The 15,606-nt window shown below is 61.1% G+C and carries 14 protein-coding genes; 5 read left to right on the top strand and 9 right to left on the bottom strand.

Annotated elements, in window-relative coordinates; translation table 11 throughout:
- Positions 1-142 precede the first annotated feature (142 nt).
- A complete protein-coding gene (locus AB5Y86_RS20100; RefSeq protein ID WP_005335155.1) occupies positions 143-637 on the top strand; it encodes a zinc ribbon-containing protein in 495 nt (164 codons plus the stop codon).
- Between the two features lie 84 nt (positions 638-721).
- Here the strand turns inward: AB5Y86_RS20100 and AB5Y86_RS20105 are convergent, their stop codons facing one another.
- From AB5Y86_RS20105 to fldB, 3 genes are all read right to left on the bottom strand, one after another.
- Complete coding sequence (locus AB5Y86_RS20105) at positions 722-2,062, bottom strand: TldD/PmbA family protein (RefSeq protein WP_368193893.1); 1,341 nt, start codon at positions 2,060-2,062, stop codon at positions 722-724.
- Positions 2,062-3,462, bottom strand: a complete 1,401-nt coding sequence (locus tag AB5Y86_RS20110) for a TldD/PmbA family protein (protein WP_368193894.1) — start codon at positions 3,460-3,462, stop codon at positions 2,062-2,064. The genes AB5Y86_RS20105 and AB5Y86_RS20110 overlap by 1 nt, the downstream gene beginning before the upstream one ends.
- A gap of 202 nt (positions 3,463-3,664) precedes the next feature.
- Positions 3,665-4,183: a flavodoxin FldB gene (gene fldB / locus AB5Y86_RS20115; RefSeq protein ID WP_005335151.1), complete on the bottom strand. Its 519-nt coding sequence runs from the start codon at positions 4,181-4,183 to the stop codon at positions 3,665-3,667.
- A 250-nt stretch (positions 4,184-4,433) separates the two neighbouring features.
- Here fldB and xerD point away from each other — a divergent pair, with 250 nt between their 5' ends.
- A complete protein-coding gene (gene xerD, locus AB5Y86_RS20120) occupies positions 4,434-5,333 on the top strand; it encodes a site-specific tyrosine recombinase XerD (protein ID WP_368193895.1) in 900 nt (299 codons plus the stop codon).
- A gap of 72 nt (positions 5,334-5,405) precedes the next feature.
- Here the strand turns inward: xerD and mscL are convergent, their stop codons facing one another.
- The gene (gene mscL, locus AB5Y86_RS20125) at positions 5,406-5,816 is read right to left on the bottom strand and encodes a large-conductance mechanosensitive channel protein MscL (protein ID WP_047438040.1); all 411 of its coding nucleotides are present in this window, start codon (positions 5,814-5,816) and stop codon (positions 5,406-5,408) included.
- Positions 5,817-6,132: 316 nt separating this feature from the next.
- Between mscL and AB5Y86_RS20130 the strand changes: the two genes are divergently transcribed.
- The 3 genes from AB5Y86_RS20130 to AB5Y86_RS20140 all read left to right on the top strand — a co-directional run bounded on the left by AB5Y86_RS20130 (position 6,133) and on the right by AB5Y86_RS20140 (position 9,834).
- The gene (locus AB5Y86_RS20130) at positions 6,133-6,780 is read left to right on the top strand and encodes a disulfide isomerase DsbC N-terminal domain-containing protein (protein WP_005335146.1); all 648 of its coding nucleotides are present in this window, start codon (positions 6,133-6,135) and stop codon (positions 6,778-6,780) included.
- Positions 6,746-8,476 (top strand): single-stranded-DNA-specific exonuclease RecJ, encoded by a 1,731-nt coding sequence (recJ, locus tag AB5Y86_RS20135; RefSeq protein WP_368193896.1) that lies wholly within the window; start codon positions 6,746-6,748, stop codon positions 8,474-8,476. Before AB5Y86_RS20130 ends, recJ begins: the two co-directional genes overlap by 35 nt.
- 167 nt (positions 8,477-8,643) lie before the next feature.
- The gene (locus tag AB5Y86_RS20140) at positions 8,644-9,834 is read left to right on the top strand and encodes a MerR family transcriptional regulator (RefSeq protein WP_368193897.1); all 1,191 of its coding nucleotides are present in this window, start codon (positions 8,644-8,646) and stop codon (positions 9,832-9,834) included.
- Between the two features lie 66 nt (positions 9,835-9,900).
- On the opposite strand, the gene lnt is transcribed toward AB5Y86_RS20140, so the two are convergent.
- The 5 genes from lnt to miaB all read right to left on the bottom strand — a co-directional run bounded on the left by lnt (position 9,901) and on the right by miaB (position 15,572).
- Positions 9,901-11,445: an apolipoprotein N-acyltransferase gene (lnt, locus tag AB5Y86_RS20145; RefSeq protein WP_368193898.1), complete on the bottom strand. Its 1,545-nt coding sequence runs from the start codon at positions 11,443-11,445 to the stop codon at positions 9,901-9,903.
- Positions 11,446-11,593: 148 nt separating this feature from the next.
- Positions 11,594-12,478 carry a CNNM family magnesium/cobalt transport protein CorC gene (gene corC, locus AB5Y86_RS20150; RefSeq protein WP_005354092.1) on the bottom strand — a complete coding sequence of 295 codons (885 nt, stop codon included), beginning with the start codon at positions 12,476-12,478 and terminating at the stop codon, positions 11,594-11,596.
- Positions 12,479-12,573: 95 nt separating this feature from the next.
- A complete protein-coding gene (gene ybeY, locus AB5Y86_RS20155) occupies positions 12,574-13,038 on the bottom strand; it encodes an rRNA maturation RNase YbeY (RefSeq protein ID WP_005354089.1) in 465 nt (154 codons plus the stop codon).
- Positions 13,035-14,084, bottom strand: coding sequence for a PhoH family protein (locus tag AB5Y86_RS20160; protein WP_005362369.1), 1,050 nt, complete (start codon positions 14,082-14,084; stop codon positions 13,035-13,037). The genes ybeY and AB5Y86_RS20160 overlap by 4 nt, the downstream gene beginning before the upstream one ends.
- 54 nt (positions 14,085-14,138) lie before the next feature.
- Entirely contained in the window at positions 14,139-15,572 is a 1,434-nt protein-coding gene (gene miaB / locus AB5Y86_RS20165) for a tRNA (N6-isopentenyl adenosine(37)-C2)-methylthiotransferase MiaB (protein WP_335832464.1), read from the bottom strand.
- Positions 15,573-15,606 lie beyond the last annotated feature (34 nt).

Consider the following 15,606-nt stretch of genomic DNA (forward strand, 5'->3'; position numbering starts at 1 on the left):
TGACATCCGGATCTGTGAAATGAATAGATAAATCAGCTGGGAAATCGCAATAGAATACCCATATCCTGCGGCGGCAACAACCGCCAGCGTCCCTTGGGCCTTAAGCCGGGCCAGATCAGGGTTTAGTAGAGGAGTTAGAGCCATGGACAAACGTCAAAAAGGGTACGAAGCCTTCATTGCCGAGCTGCAAAAACAGTGGCAAGAGACTGAAGAGTTCCAGGGGGAGCGCCTCAACCGGATGATTGCCAAGGTGCAGGCCTATCTGGAGGCGGCCAGCGACCTGACTCAGGACGAACTGGCGCTGATCGCCGAGTACGTGAAGCGGGATCTGGGCAACTATGACGAGGGGCGCCATGACGATAGTGCGCAGGTCGAAGAGTCTGCCTTTATGTTGGCCCTCAAAGACACCGCCTGGTCCTGGCTGGCGGATGTGACCGACCGCGCCCAGGTGGAGTGGCGGGAGCTGGCCGACGAGTTGGAGCACAAGGGTGTTTACGAAGCGGGTGACTGGGTAGGGCTCGGGGTCATGGTGTGCGACCAGTGTGGCTGGCGCCATACCGTGCTGCATCCCCAGCAGCTCGATACTTGCCCCGAATGCGGCTGCGCCGAGTATCACCGCGAGCCGCTCTCGCCCTGAGTCATGCCATCAAGGCGGACGAGACAACGAGCAAAAAGGCGCCATCAGGCGCCTTTTTCTTGCTTGCAGGTTTCGTCGGGACGTTTACTTGCCCGCGATGGAGAGGCCACCAAAACGGATAAGCGGGGCGTAGAAGCCCTTGCCGTCGTTGTGGTGCAGGGTATCCCCGACCGCTTCCAGCTCGCCCAGCAGGCGGTAGAAGTTGCCTGCTACCGTGATGCCGCGCACCGGCTGCAGTCGCACCCCATCGCGGCAGAGGAAGCCCGACGCGCCAAACGAGAAGTCGCCGCTCACCGCATCGGCACCGGAATGCAGGCCATCCAGCTTGACCAGCTCCAGATAGTCGCCGCTCTGCACTTCCGCTTCGCAGTGGGGGCCCGCGCCAAACACCAGATGGCGAGCGGTCACATCGAGGGCGCTGCGGGCACCGCGAGCGGCCGAGCCGTTGCTGGCGACGCCAAAGTGGTGGGCAGTGGCGCTGTTGTGGAGCAGGGTCTTCAGCTCCCCTTCGCCAATCAGCAGCAGATCAGAGCTGGCCGCCCCCTCGCCATCAAACGCCTTGATGTTCATGCCGCCCGGCATATAGACCCGGCTCTCCAGAGTAAGCCAGCGTGACGCTACGCTTTGGCCGACCTTGCTGCGCCAGGGGTTGATCCCTTGTTGGGCCCACTTGCCCGACAGCACCCCCTGAAAGCAGCCAAACAGGCTGGCGAAGCAGTTGGTGCTAAAGATGACGCTGTAGCGACTGCTCGGCACCGCTTCACCGGGCAGCAGACCATCGGCGATGGCGTAGATTTGCTCGATCAGGGCCTGACTGTTCAGCTCGTCGAAGCGACGGCCATACTGGCCCTGCGAGTGCATCGACTGGCGGCCATCCCGTTCCACCAGCGCCGAGGTGTAGCAGCCGACGCTGAACTCGCCGTGCTGGCAGAGGGTGCCCTGACTGTTGGCGAGCCAGAGCTGGCTCTCCCCTTCGAAGAAGCTGTTGTAGGGAGCGCCGCTCACATCGGGCATGGCCAGCATGTCAGATTCCAGGCGCAGGGCCAGAGCGATCTTCTCCTCAACCGGCGTGGTATCGGGCTGGTTGATCTCGGCGCAATCTGTGGTGATCCGGCTATTGGCCACCGAGATGCGCTGATCCGCATCCACCTTGGCAAAGCGGCTGGCATCGAGCGCATCCTGCAGCATGGCATCCAGCGCCAGCTCATCGAGGGATTCCGAGTAGGCGATGCCGACCCGACCCTCTTTTATCAGGCGAATACCCAGTTGCTGGCTGCTGGTGACCTTGTATTCACCCAGCTCGCCCTTGTCTGCCTTGAGGGAGAAGGCCTTCTCCTGATTGGCGATGATGTCTGCCTCGGCGTTGAGGTCGGCCACCTTGTCGAGCAGGCGAGTGAGCAGTTGGTTCATGTCGAGCTGGCTCATCAGGCGTTCCCTCCCACCAGAATATTGTCTACTTTCAGCGCCGGCTGGCCCACCGAGGTGGGGACCGAGCCCGAGACAGAGCCGCACATGCCGGCAGCCAGCGCCAGATTGCGGCCCACCATGGAGATCTCTTTCAGCACCTGCGGGCCGGTGCCGATAAGGGTGGCTGACTTGAGCGGCTTGGTGATTTTGCCGTGCTCGATGAGGTAGGCTTCCTGCACATTGAAGTTGAATTCACCGGTGCCGGGCTGTACCGAGCCGCCCCCCATCTTCTTGGCGTAGATGCCGTGCTCTACCGTGGCCAGCATATCGTCGAGGCTGTGGTGGCCCGGTTCGATATAGGTGTTGCGCATGCGCGAGGTGGGGGCGTACTTGTAGGATTCGCGCCGCCCCGAGCCGGTGCGTGCGTAGCCCGTTTTGAGGGCACCCATTCTGTCCACCAGAAAGCCGGTCAGTACGCCGTCCTTGATGAGCTGGGTATGCTGGGTCGCCATCCCCTCGTCATCGACGTTGATGGAGCCCCAGGCGTTGCTCTGCAAGCCTTCATCCACCGCATTGACCACCGGATTGGCGATAAGCTGGCCCATCTTGTCGTGGAACACCGACGCCTTCTTGGCCACCGAGGTAGTCTCCAGCAGGTGGCCGCACGCCTCGTGGAAGATGACGCCGCCAAAGCCGTTCTCCATGATGACCGGCAGGGTGCCGCTCGGACAGGGAGCCGCGCCCAGCTTCACCAGTGCCTGACGGGTGGCGGTGAGGGCCAGCTCGCGCGGATCGATGCGATCGGCATGCTCCCACCCCATCAGGGCGCCGGGGGCCTCGTAACCGACGCTCTGCTCGCTCCCTTCCATGGCGATAGTCTGGGCCATGATGCGGTTGTAGTGGCGGCGATCGGCCACTTGCAGCCCTTCGCTGTTGAAGATCTCCACCTCCTGCTCCCAGCCCAGCACGTTGCCGGAGAACTGGCTCACCTTGCTGCTCTCGGCGCGGGCCGCCGCATCCATGGCGTGCAGATAGGCGATCTTCTGCTCCAGCAGCTTGTCTGCCGAGAGCGGCAGCGCCACCGGGTTGCGATCGCTCAAGCGGGTGAAATCGAAGGCGGTGGCGGTCACCACTGGGTCGCGGCGGTCTTTGGCCGCCAGCAGGGTGACGATGCGCAGCAGTTCGTCGCGGTTGGCCAGATTGGTGTAGCCGTAGAGCACCTTGTGGTCGTAACAGAGGCGCACACCGATGCCGAAATCGAGGCCGCCGCTGATGTTCTCTATCTGGCTGGAGAGCAGGCTGAGCTGGCTGCGGCGCTTGCGCTCCACAAACAGCTCGGCAAAATCGGCACCCAGCGCCAGCGCGTGATCGAGCACGTCACGGGCAATGGCGGGGGCCAACAGGGAGAATGGGGTCATAGAATATCCTTTTCTGGTCTGTCCGTTTGCTTCCGACATCCGGCTCTGATTGTTATGGGATGTCGAGTCCATTGTTGCAGACCAGCACAAAAAAGTCGCTATAGCGTCATGCGATGATACCGATTGAGAAAATCGGTGCGATAACTGCGCCCGACGGCCAGGGCCAGGCGCTCAGGGTCGTTTTGCCAAAACGTGGGAAAGATCAGAGCAGGGCGTGGATTTCGCTCAGGATCTGCTCGACCCACTGCTCGATGCGCGGATCGGTCTGGTCATATTGGTTGGCATCATCAAGGGCCAGCCCGACGAAGTGACGGCCATCGTCGATCAGTGCCTTGGAGGCATCGAATTCGTACCCTTCGTTGGGCCAGTAGCCCACCAGCTTGACCCCTTTTGGCACCAGCTGATCGTGCAGCATGCCAAGGGCGTCCTGGAACCATTCGCCATAACCGAGCTGATCGCCGAGGCCAAACAGGGCCACGATGCGTCCCTCCAGATGGAGATCGGCGATATCTTCCCAGCGGGACTCCCAGTCCTCCTGCAGTTCGCCAAAATCCCAGGTGGAGATGCCGAGGATCAGGATCTCGTAATCCTCCATCCGGCGCAGGGAGACATCCTTGATATTGTGAATATCCACCAGCTCGGGGCCGATGAGGGCGCGGATCTTCTCGGCAGCCATCTCGGTGTAGCAGGTGGTGGAACCGTAAAACAGACCAATCTTCATCGCTCTTCTCTCTGTTGGCGCTTTCTCGCTTGCTTTTGGCGCGTTCTCGCATGCTCGTGTGGGTTGCGCCATGTTGGCAACACGATGGGTAACGTAATGGGAGGGCGCCAGTCTAGCAGATTGCCATTCGACCTTCACCGCCTGGCAAGGGGCGTGGCAAACGTGCCTTATCTTTCCAATGAAAGTGCCTTGTCTTTCCAAGGAGTTGGCGCGTTACAATGGGCCATCTTTCCCCTGATTGCAGCGCACTATGAGCAAACCCGACCCCCATCCCCTGATTGAACCCTTTCTCGATGCTCTCTGGCTGGAGCGGGGATTGTCTGACAACACGGTCAGCTCTTATCGCAGCGATCTGGAGAAGTTCTCCCTCTGGCTCGACGAGCAGGGGAGCTCGCTGCTGTTGGCGGGGATGGACGAGATCCAGCACTACCTTGCCTGGCGGGTCGATCACCAGTTTGCGGCCAGCAGCACCGCCCGTTTTCTCTCGGCCCTGCGCCGTTTTTACCAGTATCTCAACCGCGAGAAGCTGCGCAGCGACGATCCGACCGTGCTGCTGGAGGGGCCCAAGCTGCCGAAAAAACTTCCCTCTGATTTAAGCGAAGCGGAAGTGGATGCGTTGCTGAGTGCGCCGCTGGTGGATGACCCGCTGGAGCTGCGGGACAAGGCGATGCTGGAGCTGCTCTACGCTACCGGGCTGCGGGTTTCCGAGCTGGTGGGGCTCACCGCCGAGCATGTCAGTTTACGTCAGGGTTTGGTGCGGGTTATTGGCAAGGGTAACAAGGAGCGGTTGGTGCCCATGGGCGAGGAGGCGATGCACTGGCTGGAGCGTTACTACCGCGAGGCCCGCACCCTGCTGCTGGGGGGCACCAGCTCGGATGTGGTGTTTCCCTCCAAGCAGGCCCGTATGATGACCCGCCAGACCTTCTGGCATCGCATCAAGCTCTATGCCCTGCGGGCCGGGATCAACGGCGAGCTATCCCCCCATACCTTGCGCCACGCCTTCGCCACCCATCTGCTCAACCACGGCGCAGACCTGCGGGTTGTGCAGATGCTGCTGGGTCACGCGGATCTTTCCACCACCCAGATCTACACCCATGTGGCCAACGAACGGCTCAAGGCGCTGCACGGTGAGCATCACCCCAGAGCTTGAGTGGCTGGCCTCCCAACAACAAAAAACCGCCAGCAGGCGGTTTTTTTATCTCTACACGACAGGAGATGGCGCTTATTTCCCTTGCTGGGATTTCAGCAGATCACGGATCTCGGTCAGCAGCTCCTGATCCTTGGTCGGGCCTGCCGGGGCGGCGGCTTCCTCTTCCTGCTTCTTCTTCAGGGTGTTGATGGCCTTCAGTCCCATGAAGATGGCGAAGGAGATGATCAGAAAGTCGATGATGGTCTGGATGAACTTGCCATAGGCGATAACTACGGCGGGTGTTGCACCTTCTGCGGCCTTCAGGGTGACCGCCAGGTCGCTGAAGTCCACGCCGCCCAGGATCAGGCCGATGGGCGGCATGATCACGTCACCGACAAAAGAGGAGACAATTTTGCCGAAGGCGGCACCAATGATGATACCGACCGCCATATCGATGACGTTGCCGCGGGCGGCAAAGGCTTTGAACTCTTGAATCAGACTCATTATTTCCTCCGAAATTAAACAAGATAGCGCGTTGATTACCCTTGCCAAAGGGCGAACTCTTGTCAGGAAAAACAGAGGCTAAGCCGCGTTGTTCCTGTCGTCCTGACTAGCTTGCGGGCGTTATGAGTCCTTGGCAATCGGGGGGAACCATTTTTTTGGTACAAAGTGATATTAATTTTTTGGTAAGTAGCTGGTTGAATGATGAGCTGTGCTGCTGTAGTTTGCTGGGTCGATTCATTCATACCACGTGAGTAAACAAGTGAAGTATTTACTACTGGGAATGATGCTTTTGTGCACATTTGCTGCCAGAGCGGGGATGGATACCCAAGCCTTGAAACAGACCATCACAGCCCGGCTGGGGGTCCCCGTCTATCTGGTTGAACCGACCCCGATCGCGGGGTTGTATATGCTGGGCACCTCACAGGGGGTGCTTTACAGCGATGCCAAAGGGGATTATGTGGTGCAGGGGGTCATGCTGGATATGACCCGCGACATGAAGAACCTGACCATTTCGGGTATGCGCGAGCAGCGCCGACTTGGCTTGGCACAGGTGGCCCATGCCCCCATCGTGCTCAAGGCTCGGGATGAGCGTCACCGGGTCGCGCTGTTTCTCGGCGAGCAGGACGCAAAGCGTCGTCAGCTCTCCGGCACCTTGCAACACCTGCAGGCATCCGGGGTGAGCGTGGCTCTCTATCCGGTGATTGATCACGCCGAACGGGCCGCCGACTGGTGCAGCGATCCCCTGCTGCAAAATGATCCGTTAAAAGCCTATTTGCCTCAAACGGCATGTAGTGAGACCCTTATCCAAAATATTGGCCTGAGCCAATGGTTGGGGGTCAAGGTACTGCCGGCCTGGGTCTCCTCCGACGGGGATCTGGTGCGCGGGTATCAGAGCCCCGAACAGCTGCTCAAGATACTGGATCATATTGATGTCCCTGCAAATCCGTCGTCGTCCGCGAGTTGATGATTCCCATCTGCCTGCCACCCTGCATCCCCTGCTTCGCCAAATCTTCGCCAGCCGTGGCGTAGAGGATCCCGCCCTGCTGGAGCGCAGCGCCAGCCAGCTGTTGCCGCCCCAGCGCCTCTATGGCATGGAACAGGCGGTGCCGCTGCTGGCGGATGCCCTGACCGCCCAGAAACGGATCCTGATTGTCGGCGACTTCGACTGCGATGGTGCCACCAGTTCGGCCCTGTGTGTGCTGGCCCTGCGCGCCATGGGCGGTCGCCACATCGATTTTCTGGTGCCCAACCGCTTCGAGTTTGGCTACGGCCTCACCCCCGAGATTGTCAAGCTGGCGGTGGCCCGTGGCGCCGAGTTCCTGATCACGGTGGATAACGGCATCTCCAGCATCGCCGGGGTGGCGGCAGCCAAGGCGGCCGGCATGCAGGTACTGGTTACCGATCACCATTTGCCGGGTCAGGAGCTGCCTGACGCCGATGCCATCGTCAACCCGAACCAGCGCGGTTGCGATTTCCCCTCCAAGTCGCTGGCCGGGGTGGGGGTGGCCTTCTACCTGATGGCGGCCCTCAACACCCATCTGCGTCAGCTCGGCTGGTACGAACGGCAAGGGTTACGCGCCCCCAATGTGGCGGATTACCTCGATCTGGTGGCCCTCGGCACGGTCGCCGATGTGGTGGCGCTCGATGGCAACAACCGCATTCTGGTCCATCAGGGCTTGCAGCGGATCCGGGCCGGGCGCTGTCGTCCCGGCATTCAGGCGCTGGTGGATGTGTCGGGCCGCGATGGTCGCCGCCTCACCGCCGCCGACCTCGGTTTTGCACTGGGGCCACGCCTCAATGCGGTAGGGCGCCTCGATGACATGTCCCTCGGGGTCGCCTGTCTGCTCTGCGATGATCTCAATCTGGCGCGCCAGCTTGCGGCCGAGATGGACAGCCTCAATCAGGAGCGCAAGGAGATTGAGCAGGGGATGCAGCAGGAGGCCCTCGCCACCCTGGAGCAGATCCGTTTTCGCGATGGCGAGGTGCCGTCGGGCATAGTGCTGCACCGCAACGAATGGCATCAGGGGGTGGTGGGGCTGGTGGCTTCCAAGGTGAAGGAGAAGTACTACCGCCCGGTCATTGCCTTTGCCGAGAGCAGCGAGAGCGAGCTCAAGGGCTCCGGCCGCTCTATCCCCGGCGTGCACCTGCGCGATGCACTGGAACTGCTCGACACTCGTCATCCGGGCCTGATGGGCAAGTTTGGCGGTCACGCCATGGCGGCGGGGCTGACCCTGCCCAAGGCCAACATCGAGGCGTTCGGTCGGGCCTTTGAGGCGGTCATTAGTGAGCTGGTGACACCGGAGCTTTTGACCGGGGTGTTGCTCACCGATGGCGAGTTGTTGCCAGACGAGCTCAACCTCGAGCTGGCGGAGCTTATTCGCGCCTCCGGCCCCTGGGGTCAGGCCTTCCCCGAGCCGCTGTTCGACGGCGAGTTCGTGCTGGTTCAGCAGCGGCTGGTGGGGGAGAAGCACCTCAAGATGATGCTGACAACCGATTCCGGTCACGCGGTGGATGCCATCGCCTTTGGCGTCGATCTCAAGCGCTGGCCCGATGCCACGGTCAAGCGGGTGCGGCTTGTCTACCGGCTTGACGTCAACGAGTGGCGCGGCAACCGCAGCGTGCAGCTGCTGGTGGAACATCTGGAGGCGGCCGGTCTCTGAGCCGGTAGCATTGCTGCTCTGATCGCTGACATCGCTGACAACGGCCACCCTTGGGTGGCCGTTTTTGATGGCGGACCTCTGGAAAAGGGCGTTGACCTGTCTATAGCTTCACAGTTTAAGCTCATCTCTATCGGGTCACTTGAGGGCCCGCACCGTGAGTGATTGCCATGAAAATATCCGAACTGGCCCGCCGCTGCGGCCTCGCCCGCTCCACCCTGCTCTATTACGAGAAGCTGGGGGTGATTGCCGGTACCCGGGCCGCCAACGGCTATCGCCATTATGACGAGGGGGATCTGCAGCGACTGCAGATGGTGCAGGCCCTGCAGGCGGGTGGTCTCAGCCTCAAGCAGTGCCTCGCCTGTCTGGCTGGCGAGATAGATCAAGCAGCATTGCAGGCCCGGGTCAGGGAGCTGGATGAGGAGCTGGCGCGGATGCAGCGTGCTCGGGATCTGCTGGCGGACTTGGCAGGGCTGCGCCCGCGCTCCGGTGAGGAATTCAAGGCCTGGCAGCTGCAACTGCAACTGCAGCGCGAGGCTCCGGAGGCCTACTTCGCGTGGGTGATGAAACAGGGTTTTAGCGAGAAAGATCGCTACCACTTGCAATGGTTGAGCAAAGACATGAATGAACATGAGCGTTACATCAAGGACTTTATCCAGCTGCTGGATGGCATGAGTTACTGGGGGCCGGGGGATCGCGCCTTCACCCAGCAGCAGTTTGCCGCCTTGCCCATCCGGCCGCGCCGGATCCTCGACATGGGTTGCGGGCGCGGTGCCTCGACCATGGCGCTGGCTCAGGTGACCGATGCCGCCATCGTAGCCATCGATCTGGAAGAGGAGGCACTGGCCGCCGTGGCGCACTCCGCCCGTGCAGCAGGCTTTGAGCATGTCTCCACCCTCTGCGCCAACATGGCGGCACTGCCGGACGATCTGGCCCCAGCCGACCTCATCTGGGCAGAGGGGAGCGCTTACGTGATGGGGGTTGCCAATGCACTGAAGGCGTGGAGCCCGCTGCTCGCGAGCCCACAGGCTTGCATCGTGCTGAGTGATGCGGTCTGGCTGACCGATAACCCGCCCGAGGAGGCATTGGCATTCTGGCAGCAGGATTATCCCGCCATGCAGACGCTGGCGGGCCTGCTTGAGACGATACAAGCGGCAGGCTACCGCTGCCTGTCACACACTCCCTTGCCGATGAGCGCCTGGAACAACTATCTGGACCCTATCGAGGTCAATCTGGTGCGCTATCGAGACGAGCTGGGGGAGAGTGCCGCCTGGCAGGACTTGAACCGGGAAGTGGCCATCCACCGCCAATATCTGGGCAGTTACGGCTATGTGATCTGCTGCCTGCAAAAAGATGCGTGATAAGTTGTCGTAAACAACGAGGCGCCTGCGGGCGCCTCGTTGTTTATCGGGAATTGCGGGTGGTCATTACAGCTCGCGGGCCCAGGGGTGCGCCTTGGGGCGCAGCGCCAGCGCCAGACCCAGCAGCAGCACGGTCAGGCCATAGAGGGGCCAGCTGCCAAAGCGCATGTAGGGGGTCTCGCCGTGGGCGGGACGCACTTCGCTGCGCAGCACGCCCGCTTCAAACTGCGGGATCTGGCCGATGATGCTGCCATCGATCTCGGTCACGATGGTGATGCCGGTGTTGGTGTCGCGCAGCAGCGGACGAGCCAGCTCCAGCGCGCGCATCCGGGCGATCTCCATGTGTTGCCAGGGGCCGATGCTGGTGCCGAACCAGGCGTCGTTGGAGACGGTCAGCAGGAAGTCGGTATCGGCATTGACGTTGCGGCGTACCTCCTCCGGGAAGATGATCTCGTAGCAGATGGCGGCGGCAAACTTGAGCCCCTTGGCGATCAGGTTTGGCTGTACTTCGTCACCCCGGCTGAAGGAGGACATCGGCAGGTTGAAGAAGGGGGCGATGGGGCGTAGCAGATCTTCAAACGGCACGAACTCTCCGATGGGCAGCAAGTGGTATTTGTTGTAGCGGTTGGAGTGGTTGTAGAAGTAGGACTCCTTGCCATCCGCATCCTGCACCCCCATGCCGAGCACGGTATTGTAGAAACGCTGTTGCTGCTCGTCGTAGTGAATGATCCCCGCCAGCAGGCCGGTATCGTTCACCTTCATCGCCTTGTCCAGATTCTCCAGATAGGGGCCCATCGCCTTCTCGATGGCCGGGATCGCCGACTCCGGCCAGATGATGATGTCGGCATCCTGATTCTCGCGGCTCAAGTCCTGATAGGTGCGCACCGTGGGGGCCAGCGCCTCCGGATCCCACTTGAGGGACTGGGCGATATTGCCCTGCACCAGTGCCACCTTGACCGGCTCGCCACGGGTCACCCAGTTGAGCTGCATCAGACCGTGAGCACCTGCCACCAGCAGGGCAGGCACCGTCAGCCACAGTGGCGAGCGGGATTTCCACACCAGCCAGATAGCGGAGGCGGACAGCAACAGGGCGAGGGTGATGCTCTGCACCCCGAGAATGGGGGCAAAGCCCTTGAGGGGGCCGTCGATCTGGCTGTAGCCAAACCAGAGCCAGGGGAAGCCGGTCATCACCCAGCCGCGTAGCCAGTCAGCCACTAACCACAGGGCCGGGAAGGCGAGCAGCCAGCGGCTCCAGTGACGGCCGCCAAAGAAGCGGGCAAAAACCCAGCTGGCGAGCGTCGGGTAGAGGGCCAGATAGGCGGAGAGCCCGGCCAGCAGCACAAAGGCGACCGGCAGCGGGATGCCGCCAAACTCGGTCATGCTGACATGGATCCACCACAGGCCTGGCAAAAAGAGTCCCATGGCGTAGCCAAAACCGCGCCAGGCAGCCTGTTTCGGCGTGGCTTTGTCCAGCAGGGCGTAGAGGCCAAGCAGGGAGGGGATCACCAGCGGCCAGTAGCCGAAGGGGGAGAAGGCCAGCACGGCGATGGCACCAGAGGCCAATGCACTGAGGCTTAACAGAATTTTGGAAGTAACAGGGGATAATCTCACGGGCGATGGTGCTCGTCTTGGTGTGCAACTGGGGTCGAATGGCCGGTATCTTAACCTGTAAGCGGGGCAACGGCGAGCCTCGATACCGGTGGCAGAGAGCACAACGCCCCGAGGTCGGGGCGTTGTTTCACACATCGAGCGGATCTGCTTATTGCGGTTCGGATTGCGCCGCCGCATGGTGCTCGGGGATCTTCACCTGCAGCTGCTGCAGACGACGCCGGTCGGCATGCATCACCTTGAACAGGTAGCCATCCAGCTCGATCTCCTCACCCTTCTTGGGCAGGTGGCTGAAGGCGTGCATCACCAGACCGCCTACCGTATCCACCTCTTCATCGCTGAATTTGGTGCCGAAGAAGTCGTTGAAATCCTCGATCTCGGTCAGGGCGCTGATGGAGAAGACCCGCTTGCTGAGGCGGCGGATCTCGTCCGGCTCATCCTCGATGTCGTCAAACTCGTCGTCGATCTCGCCAACGATCAGTTCCAGTATGTCTTCGATTGTCACCAGACCGGAGACGCCACCAAATTCGTCGACCACGATGGCCATGTGGTAGCGCTCTTCACGGAACTCCTTGAGCAGACGGTCAACCCGTTTGCTTTCCGGCACGATCACCGTGGGGCGCAAGATTTTCTCGAGCTGTAGCGGCTCGCTGGCGTGATGGCCGCCAAACCCGAAGGGGAGCAGATCCTTGGCGAGCAGAATGCCCTCCACATGATCCTTGTCCTCGTTGATCACCGGGAAGCGGGAGTGACCGGACTCGATGATCACCGGCAGGATCGCATCCACCGGTTGGGACTTCTCGATGGTCACCATCTGGGAGCGGGGGATCATGATATCGCGCACGCGAAGATCGGCGATCTCCAGCACCCCCTCGATCATGTCCTTGGTGTCCTGATCGATGAGGTCGCGCTCTTCGGCATCGGCTATCACGTCTACCAAATCATTGCGGTCTTTTGGCTCGCCCTGGAAGAGTTGGCTGAGTTTGTCGAGCCAGGTTTTCTTCGGCGAGCCGGTACTAGGGTGATCGTCGGTCATTTTCTCTCTTGGTTACTCGTATGAACACACTTGAAATAGTTCGGGTTATATAAGGATGGCCATCTGCTGTTTCAAGACGATGACCATCCGGTTCTTTACTCTTCGTCGTTCAGATAAGGATCGGCAAAACCGAGCTCCTGCATGATGTCGCGCTCAAGCGCTTCCATCTCTTCGGCTTCCTCATCCTCGATATGGTCATAACCTAGCAGATGCAGACTGCCGTGCACAACCATGTGGGCCCAGTGGGCCATCAGGGGCTTGCCCTGCTCCTCGGCCTCGCGCTCTACCACCTGACGGCAGATCACCAGATCGCCGAGCAGCGGCAGCTCCAGACCGGGCGGCGCCTCGAACGGGAATGAGAGCACGTTGGTGGGCTTGTCCTTGCCGCGATAGGTGAGGTTGAGTTCGTTGCTCTCCGCCTCGTCGACGATGCGTACCGTCACTTCTGCCTCCTGCTGGAAGCCGAGAATGGTGCCGTCAAGCCAGCCTTGCAGTTGGGCTTCGGTGGGCAGGCCGTCAGTGCTGGCACTGGCCAGCTGCAGATCCAGGGTTACGCTCATTGCTCACTCTCTTTGCTGGCGTTTGTTTGGCCGGCCACCTTCTCGGCTGCCTGTTTGGCGTCGAACGCCTCATAGGCCTGCACGATGCGGGCCACCACCGGGTGGCGAACCACGTCTTTGGACTCGAAGAAGTTGAACGACAGACCATCGACCCCTGGCAGCACTTCCAGCGCGTGGCGCAGGCCGGATTTGGCGTTGCGCGGCAGGTCTACCTGGGTGATGTCGCCGGTGACCACGGCCTTGGAGTTGAAGCCGATGCGGGTGAGGAACATCTTCATCTGCTCGGTGGTGGTGTTCTGGGCCTCATCGAGAATGATAAAGGCGTCATTGAGGGTTCTTCCGCGCATATAAGCAAGCGGCGCCACCTCGATGATGTTGCGCTCCATCAGCTTCTCGACCCGCTCAAAGCCCAGCATCTCGAACAGGGCGTCGTAGAGCGGGCGCAGGTAAGGATCCACCTTCTGGGAGAGATCCCCGGGCAGGAAGCCGAGCTTCTCCCCCGCTTCCACCGCCGGACGGGTCAGCAGAATGCGGCGGATCTCCTGACGCTCCAGCGCATCCACCGCCGCCGCCACCGCCAGATAGGTCTTGCCGGTACCGGCCGGGCCTATGCCGAAGCAGATGTCGTGGCGCACGATATTGGCAATGTACTGGGCCTGATTTGGGCTGCGTGGCTTGATGAGACCGCGCTTGGTCTTGACCGTCACCTCCTTGCCATAGGGGATGCTCGGCGCCGGTTCGTCATCCTGCTCCAGCACCCGCGACTCCTGAATGGCCAGATGGACCATGTCGGGGGTGATGTCGGTCACCTTGCCGCCCTTGAGGGGCTGGGTTTCCACATAGAGGTGCTTGAGGATGACGGCGGCGGCATCCAGCTGGGCCGGTTTGCCCACCAACTGGAAGTGGCTGTCACGGTAGCTGATCTCGACGCCGAGGCGGCGCTCCAGCTGCTTGATGTTGTCATCGAAGGGGCCGCACAGGCTGGCAAGGCGCTGGTTGTCGGCGGGCTCCAGATGCAGATTCAGGGTCGAGATGTGTCGGCTCAAAATATCCTCGTCTCAAGGCGCTCCCCATCCGCCGGGCGAATGGGGAGGAGGGGATTAATGGGGAGTGAAGGCGGCAACGCCCAGCTCGTCCGGTACGTTATCCGGGCGACGGGCCAGGATTTCGCTCGGTGCGGTGGCGATCCGCAGGTTCATCTCGCTCTCGCCGCGGATGAACTTGCCGCGCAGGGAGTTGGGACGTACCTCGGTGATCTCCACGTCGGCAAAACCGCCGATCAGGGTGTGCTGGCCTTCGAAGTTGACCACCCGGTTGTTCTCGGTGCGACCACACAGCTGCATCGGGTCGAGCTTGGAGGGCCCTTCCACCAGGATGCGCTGGGTGGTGCCCAGCATGGCACGGCCAATCTGCATCGCCTGGTTGTTGATGACGTGCTGCAGGCGGGCCAGACGGGCTTTTTTCACTTCCATGTCGACATCGTCGGGCATGTCGGCGGCCGGGGTGCCCGGGCGCGGGCTGAAGATGAAGCTGAAGCTCATGTCGAAACCCACATCCTCGATCAACTTCATGGTCGCTTCAAAGTCTTCGTCCGTCTCGTTCGGGAAGCCAACGATAAAGTCGGAGCTGATGGTGATGTCGGGACGGGCGGCACGCAGGCGACGGATCTTGGATTTGTACTCCAGGATGGTGTGCGGGCGCTTCATCATGGTCAGGATGCGGTCGGAGCCGCTCTGCACCGGCAGGTGCAGGAAGCTGACCACTTCCGGGGTATCTTTGTAGACTTCGATGATGTCGTCGGTGAACTCGATCGGGTGGCTGGTGGTGTAGCGAATGCGATCGATACCGTCGATAGCGGCCACCAGACGCAGCAACTCGGCGAAGGTGCAGATGCCGCCATCAAAGGTCGGACCGCGGTAGGCGTTGACGTTCTGGCCGAGCAGGTTCACTTCGCGCACGCCCTGCTGGGCGAGCTGGGCGATTTCGTAGAGCACGTCGTCCAGCGGTCGGCTCACCTCTTCACCGCGGGTGTAGGGCACCACGCAGTAAGTACAGTATTTGGAGCAGCCTTCCATGATGGAGACGAACGCGGTAGCCCCTTCGGCGCGCGGTTCGGGCAGGCTGTCGAATTTTTCGATCTCGGGGAAGGCGATATCAACCTGGGCGCCACGGCCCTCTTGCACTTCCTTGATCATGGCGGGCAGGCGATGCAGGGTCTGCGGGCCGAACACGATATCCACATAGGGAGCGCGCTGGCGGATGGCATCGCCCTCCTGAGAGGCAACGCAGCCACCCACGCCGATCACCAGAGCGGGCTTGTTGGCCTTGAGCTTTTTCCAGCGTCCCAGCTGGTGGAACACCTTCTCCTGCGCCTTTTCGCGGATGGAGCAGGTATTCAGCAGCAAGACATCTGCCTCTTCGGGCTCTTCGGTAAGGGTGTAGCCATTGCTGGCATCCAACAGGTCGGCCATTTTGGACGAGTCATACTCGTTCATCTGGCAACCCCAGGTTTTAATGTGAAGTTTCTTGCTCATTGCTTCTCTTGACTTGTTTTGAAATCGGCATGGT

It is taken from the genome of Aeromonas sp. s8 (assembly GCF_040907785.1).
Taxonomy (GTDB): Bacteria; Pseudomonadota; Gammaproteobacteria; order Enterobacterales; family Aeromonadaceae; genus Aeromonas; species Aeromonas veronii.

Excerpts from the sequence above, each read along its gene's own strand:
- AB5Y86_RS20100 (WP_005335155.1), top strand. The coding sequence starts at position 143 with ATGGACAAACGTCAAAAAGGGTACGAAGCCTTCATTGCCGAGCTGCAA.
- AB5Y86_RS20105 (WP_368193893.1), bottom strand. The coding sequence starts at position 2,062 with ATGAGCCAGCTCGACATGAACCAACTGCTCACTCGCCTGCTCGACAAG.
- AB5Y86_RS20110 (WP_368193894.1), bottom strand. The coding sequence starts at position 3,462 with ATGACCCCATTCTCCCTGTTGGCCCCCGCCATTGCCCGTGACGTGCTC.
- fldB (WP_005335151.1), bottom strand. The coding sequence starts at position 4,183 with ATGAAGATTGGTCTGTTTTACGGTTCCACCACCTGCTACACCGAGATG.
- xerD (WP_368193895.1), top strand. The coding sequence starts at position 4,434 with ATGAGCAAACCCGACCCCCATCCCCTGATTGAACCCTTTCTCGATGCT.
- mscL (WP_047438040.1), bottom strand. The coding sequence starts at position 5,816 with ATGAGTCTGATTCAAGAGTTCAAAGCCTTTGCCGCCCGCGGCAACGTC.
- AB5Y86_RS20130 (WP_005335146.1), top strand. The coding sequence starts at position 6,133 with ATGGATACCCAAGCCTTGAAACAGACCATCACAGCCCGGCTGGGGGTC.
- recJ (WP_368193896.1), top strand. The coding sequence starts at position 6,746 with ATGTCCCTGCAAATCCGTCGTCGTCCGCGAGTTGATGATTCCCATCTG.
- AB5Y86_RS20140 (WP_368193897.1), top strand. The coding sequence starts at position 8,644 with ATGAAAATATCCGAACTGGCCCGCCGCTGCGGCCTCGCCCGCTCCACC.
- corC (WP_005354092.1), bottom strand. The coding sequence starts at position 12,478 with ATGACCGACGATCACCCTAGTACCGGCTCGCCGAAGAAAACCTGGCTC.
- ybeY (WP_005354089.1), bottom strand. The coding sequence starts at position 13,038 with ATGAGCGTAACCCTGGATCTGCAGCTGGCCAGTGCCAGCACTGACGGC.
- miaB (WP_335832464.1), bottom strand. The coding sequence starts at position 15,572 with ATGAGCAAGAAACTTCACATTAAAACCTGGGGTTGCCAGATGAACGAG.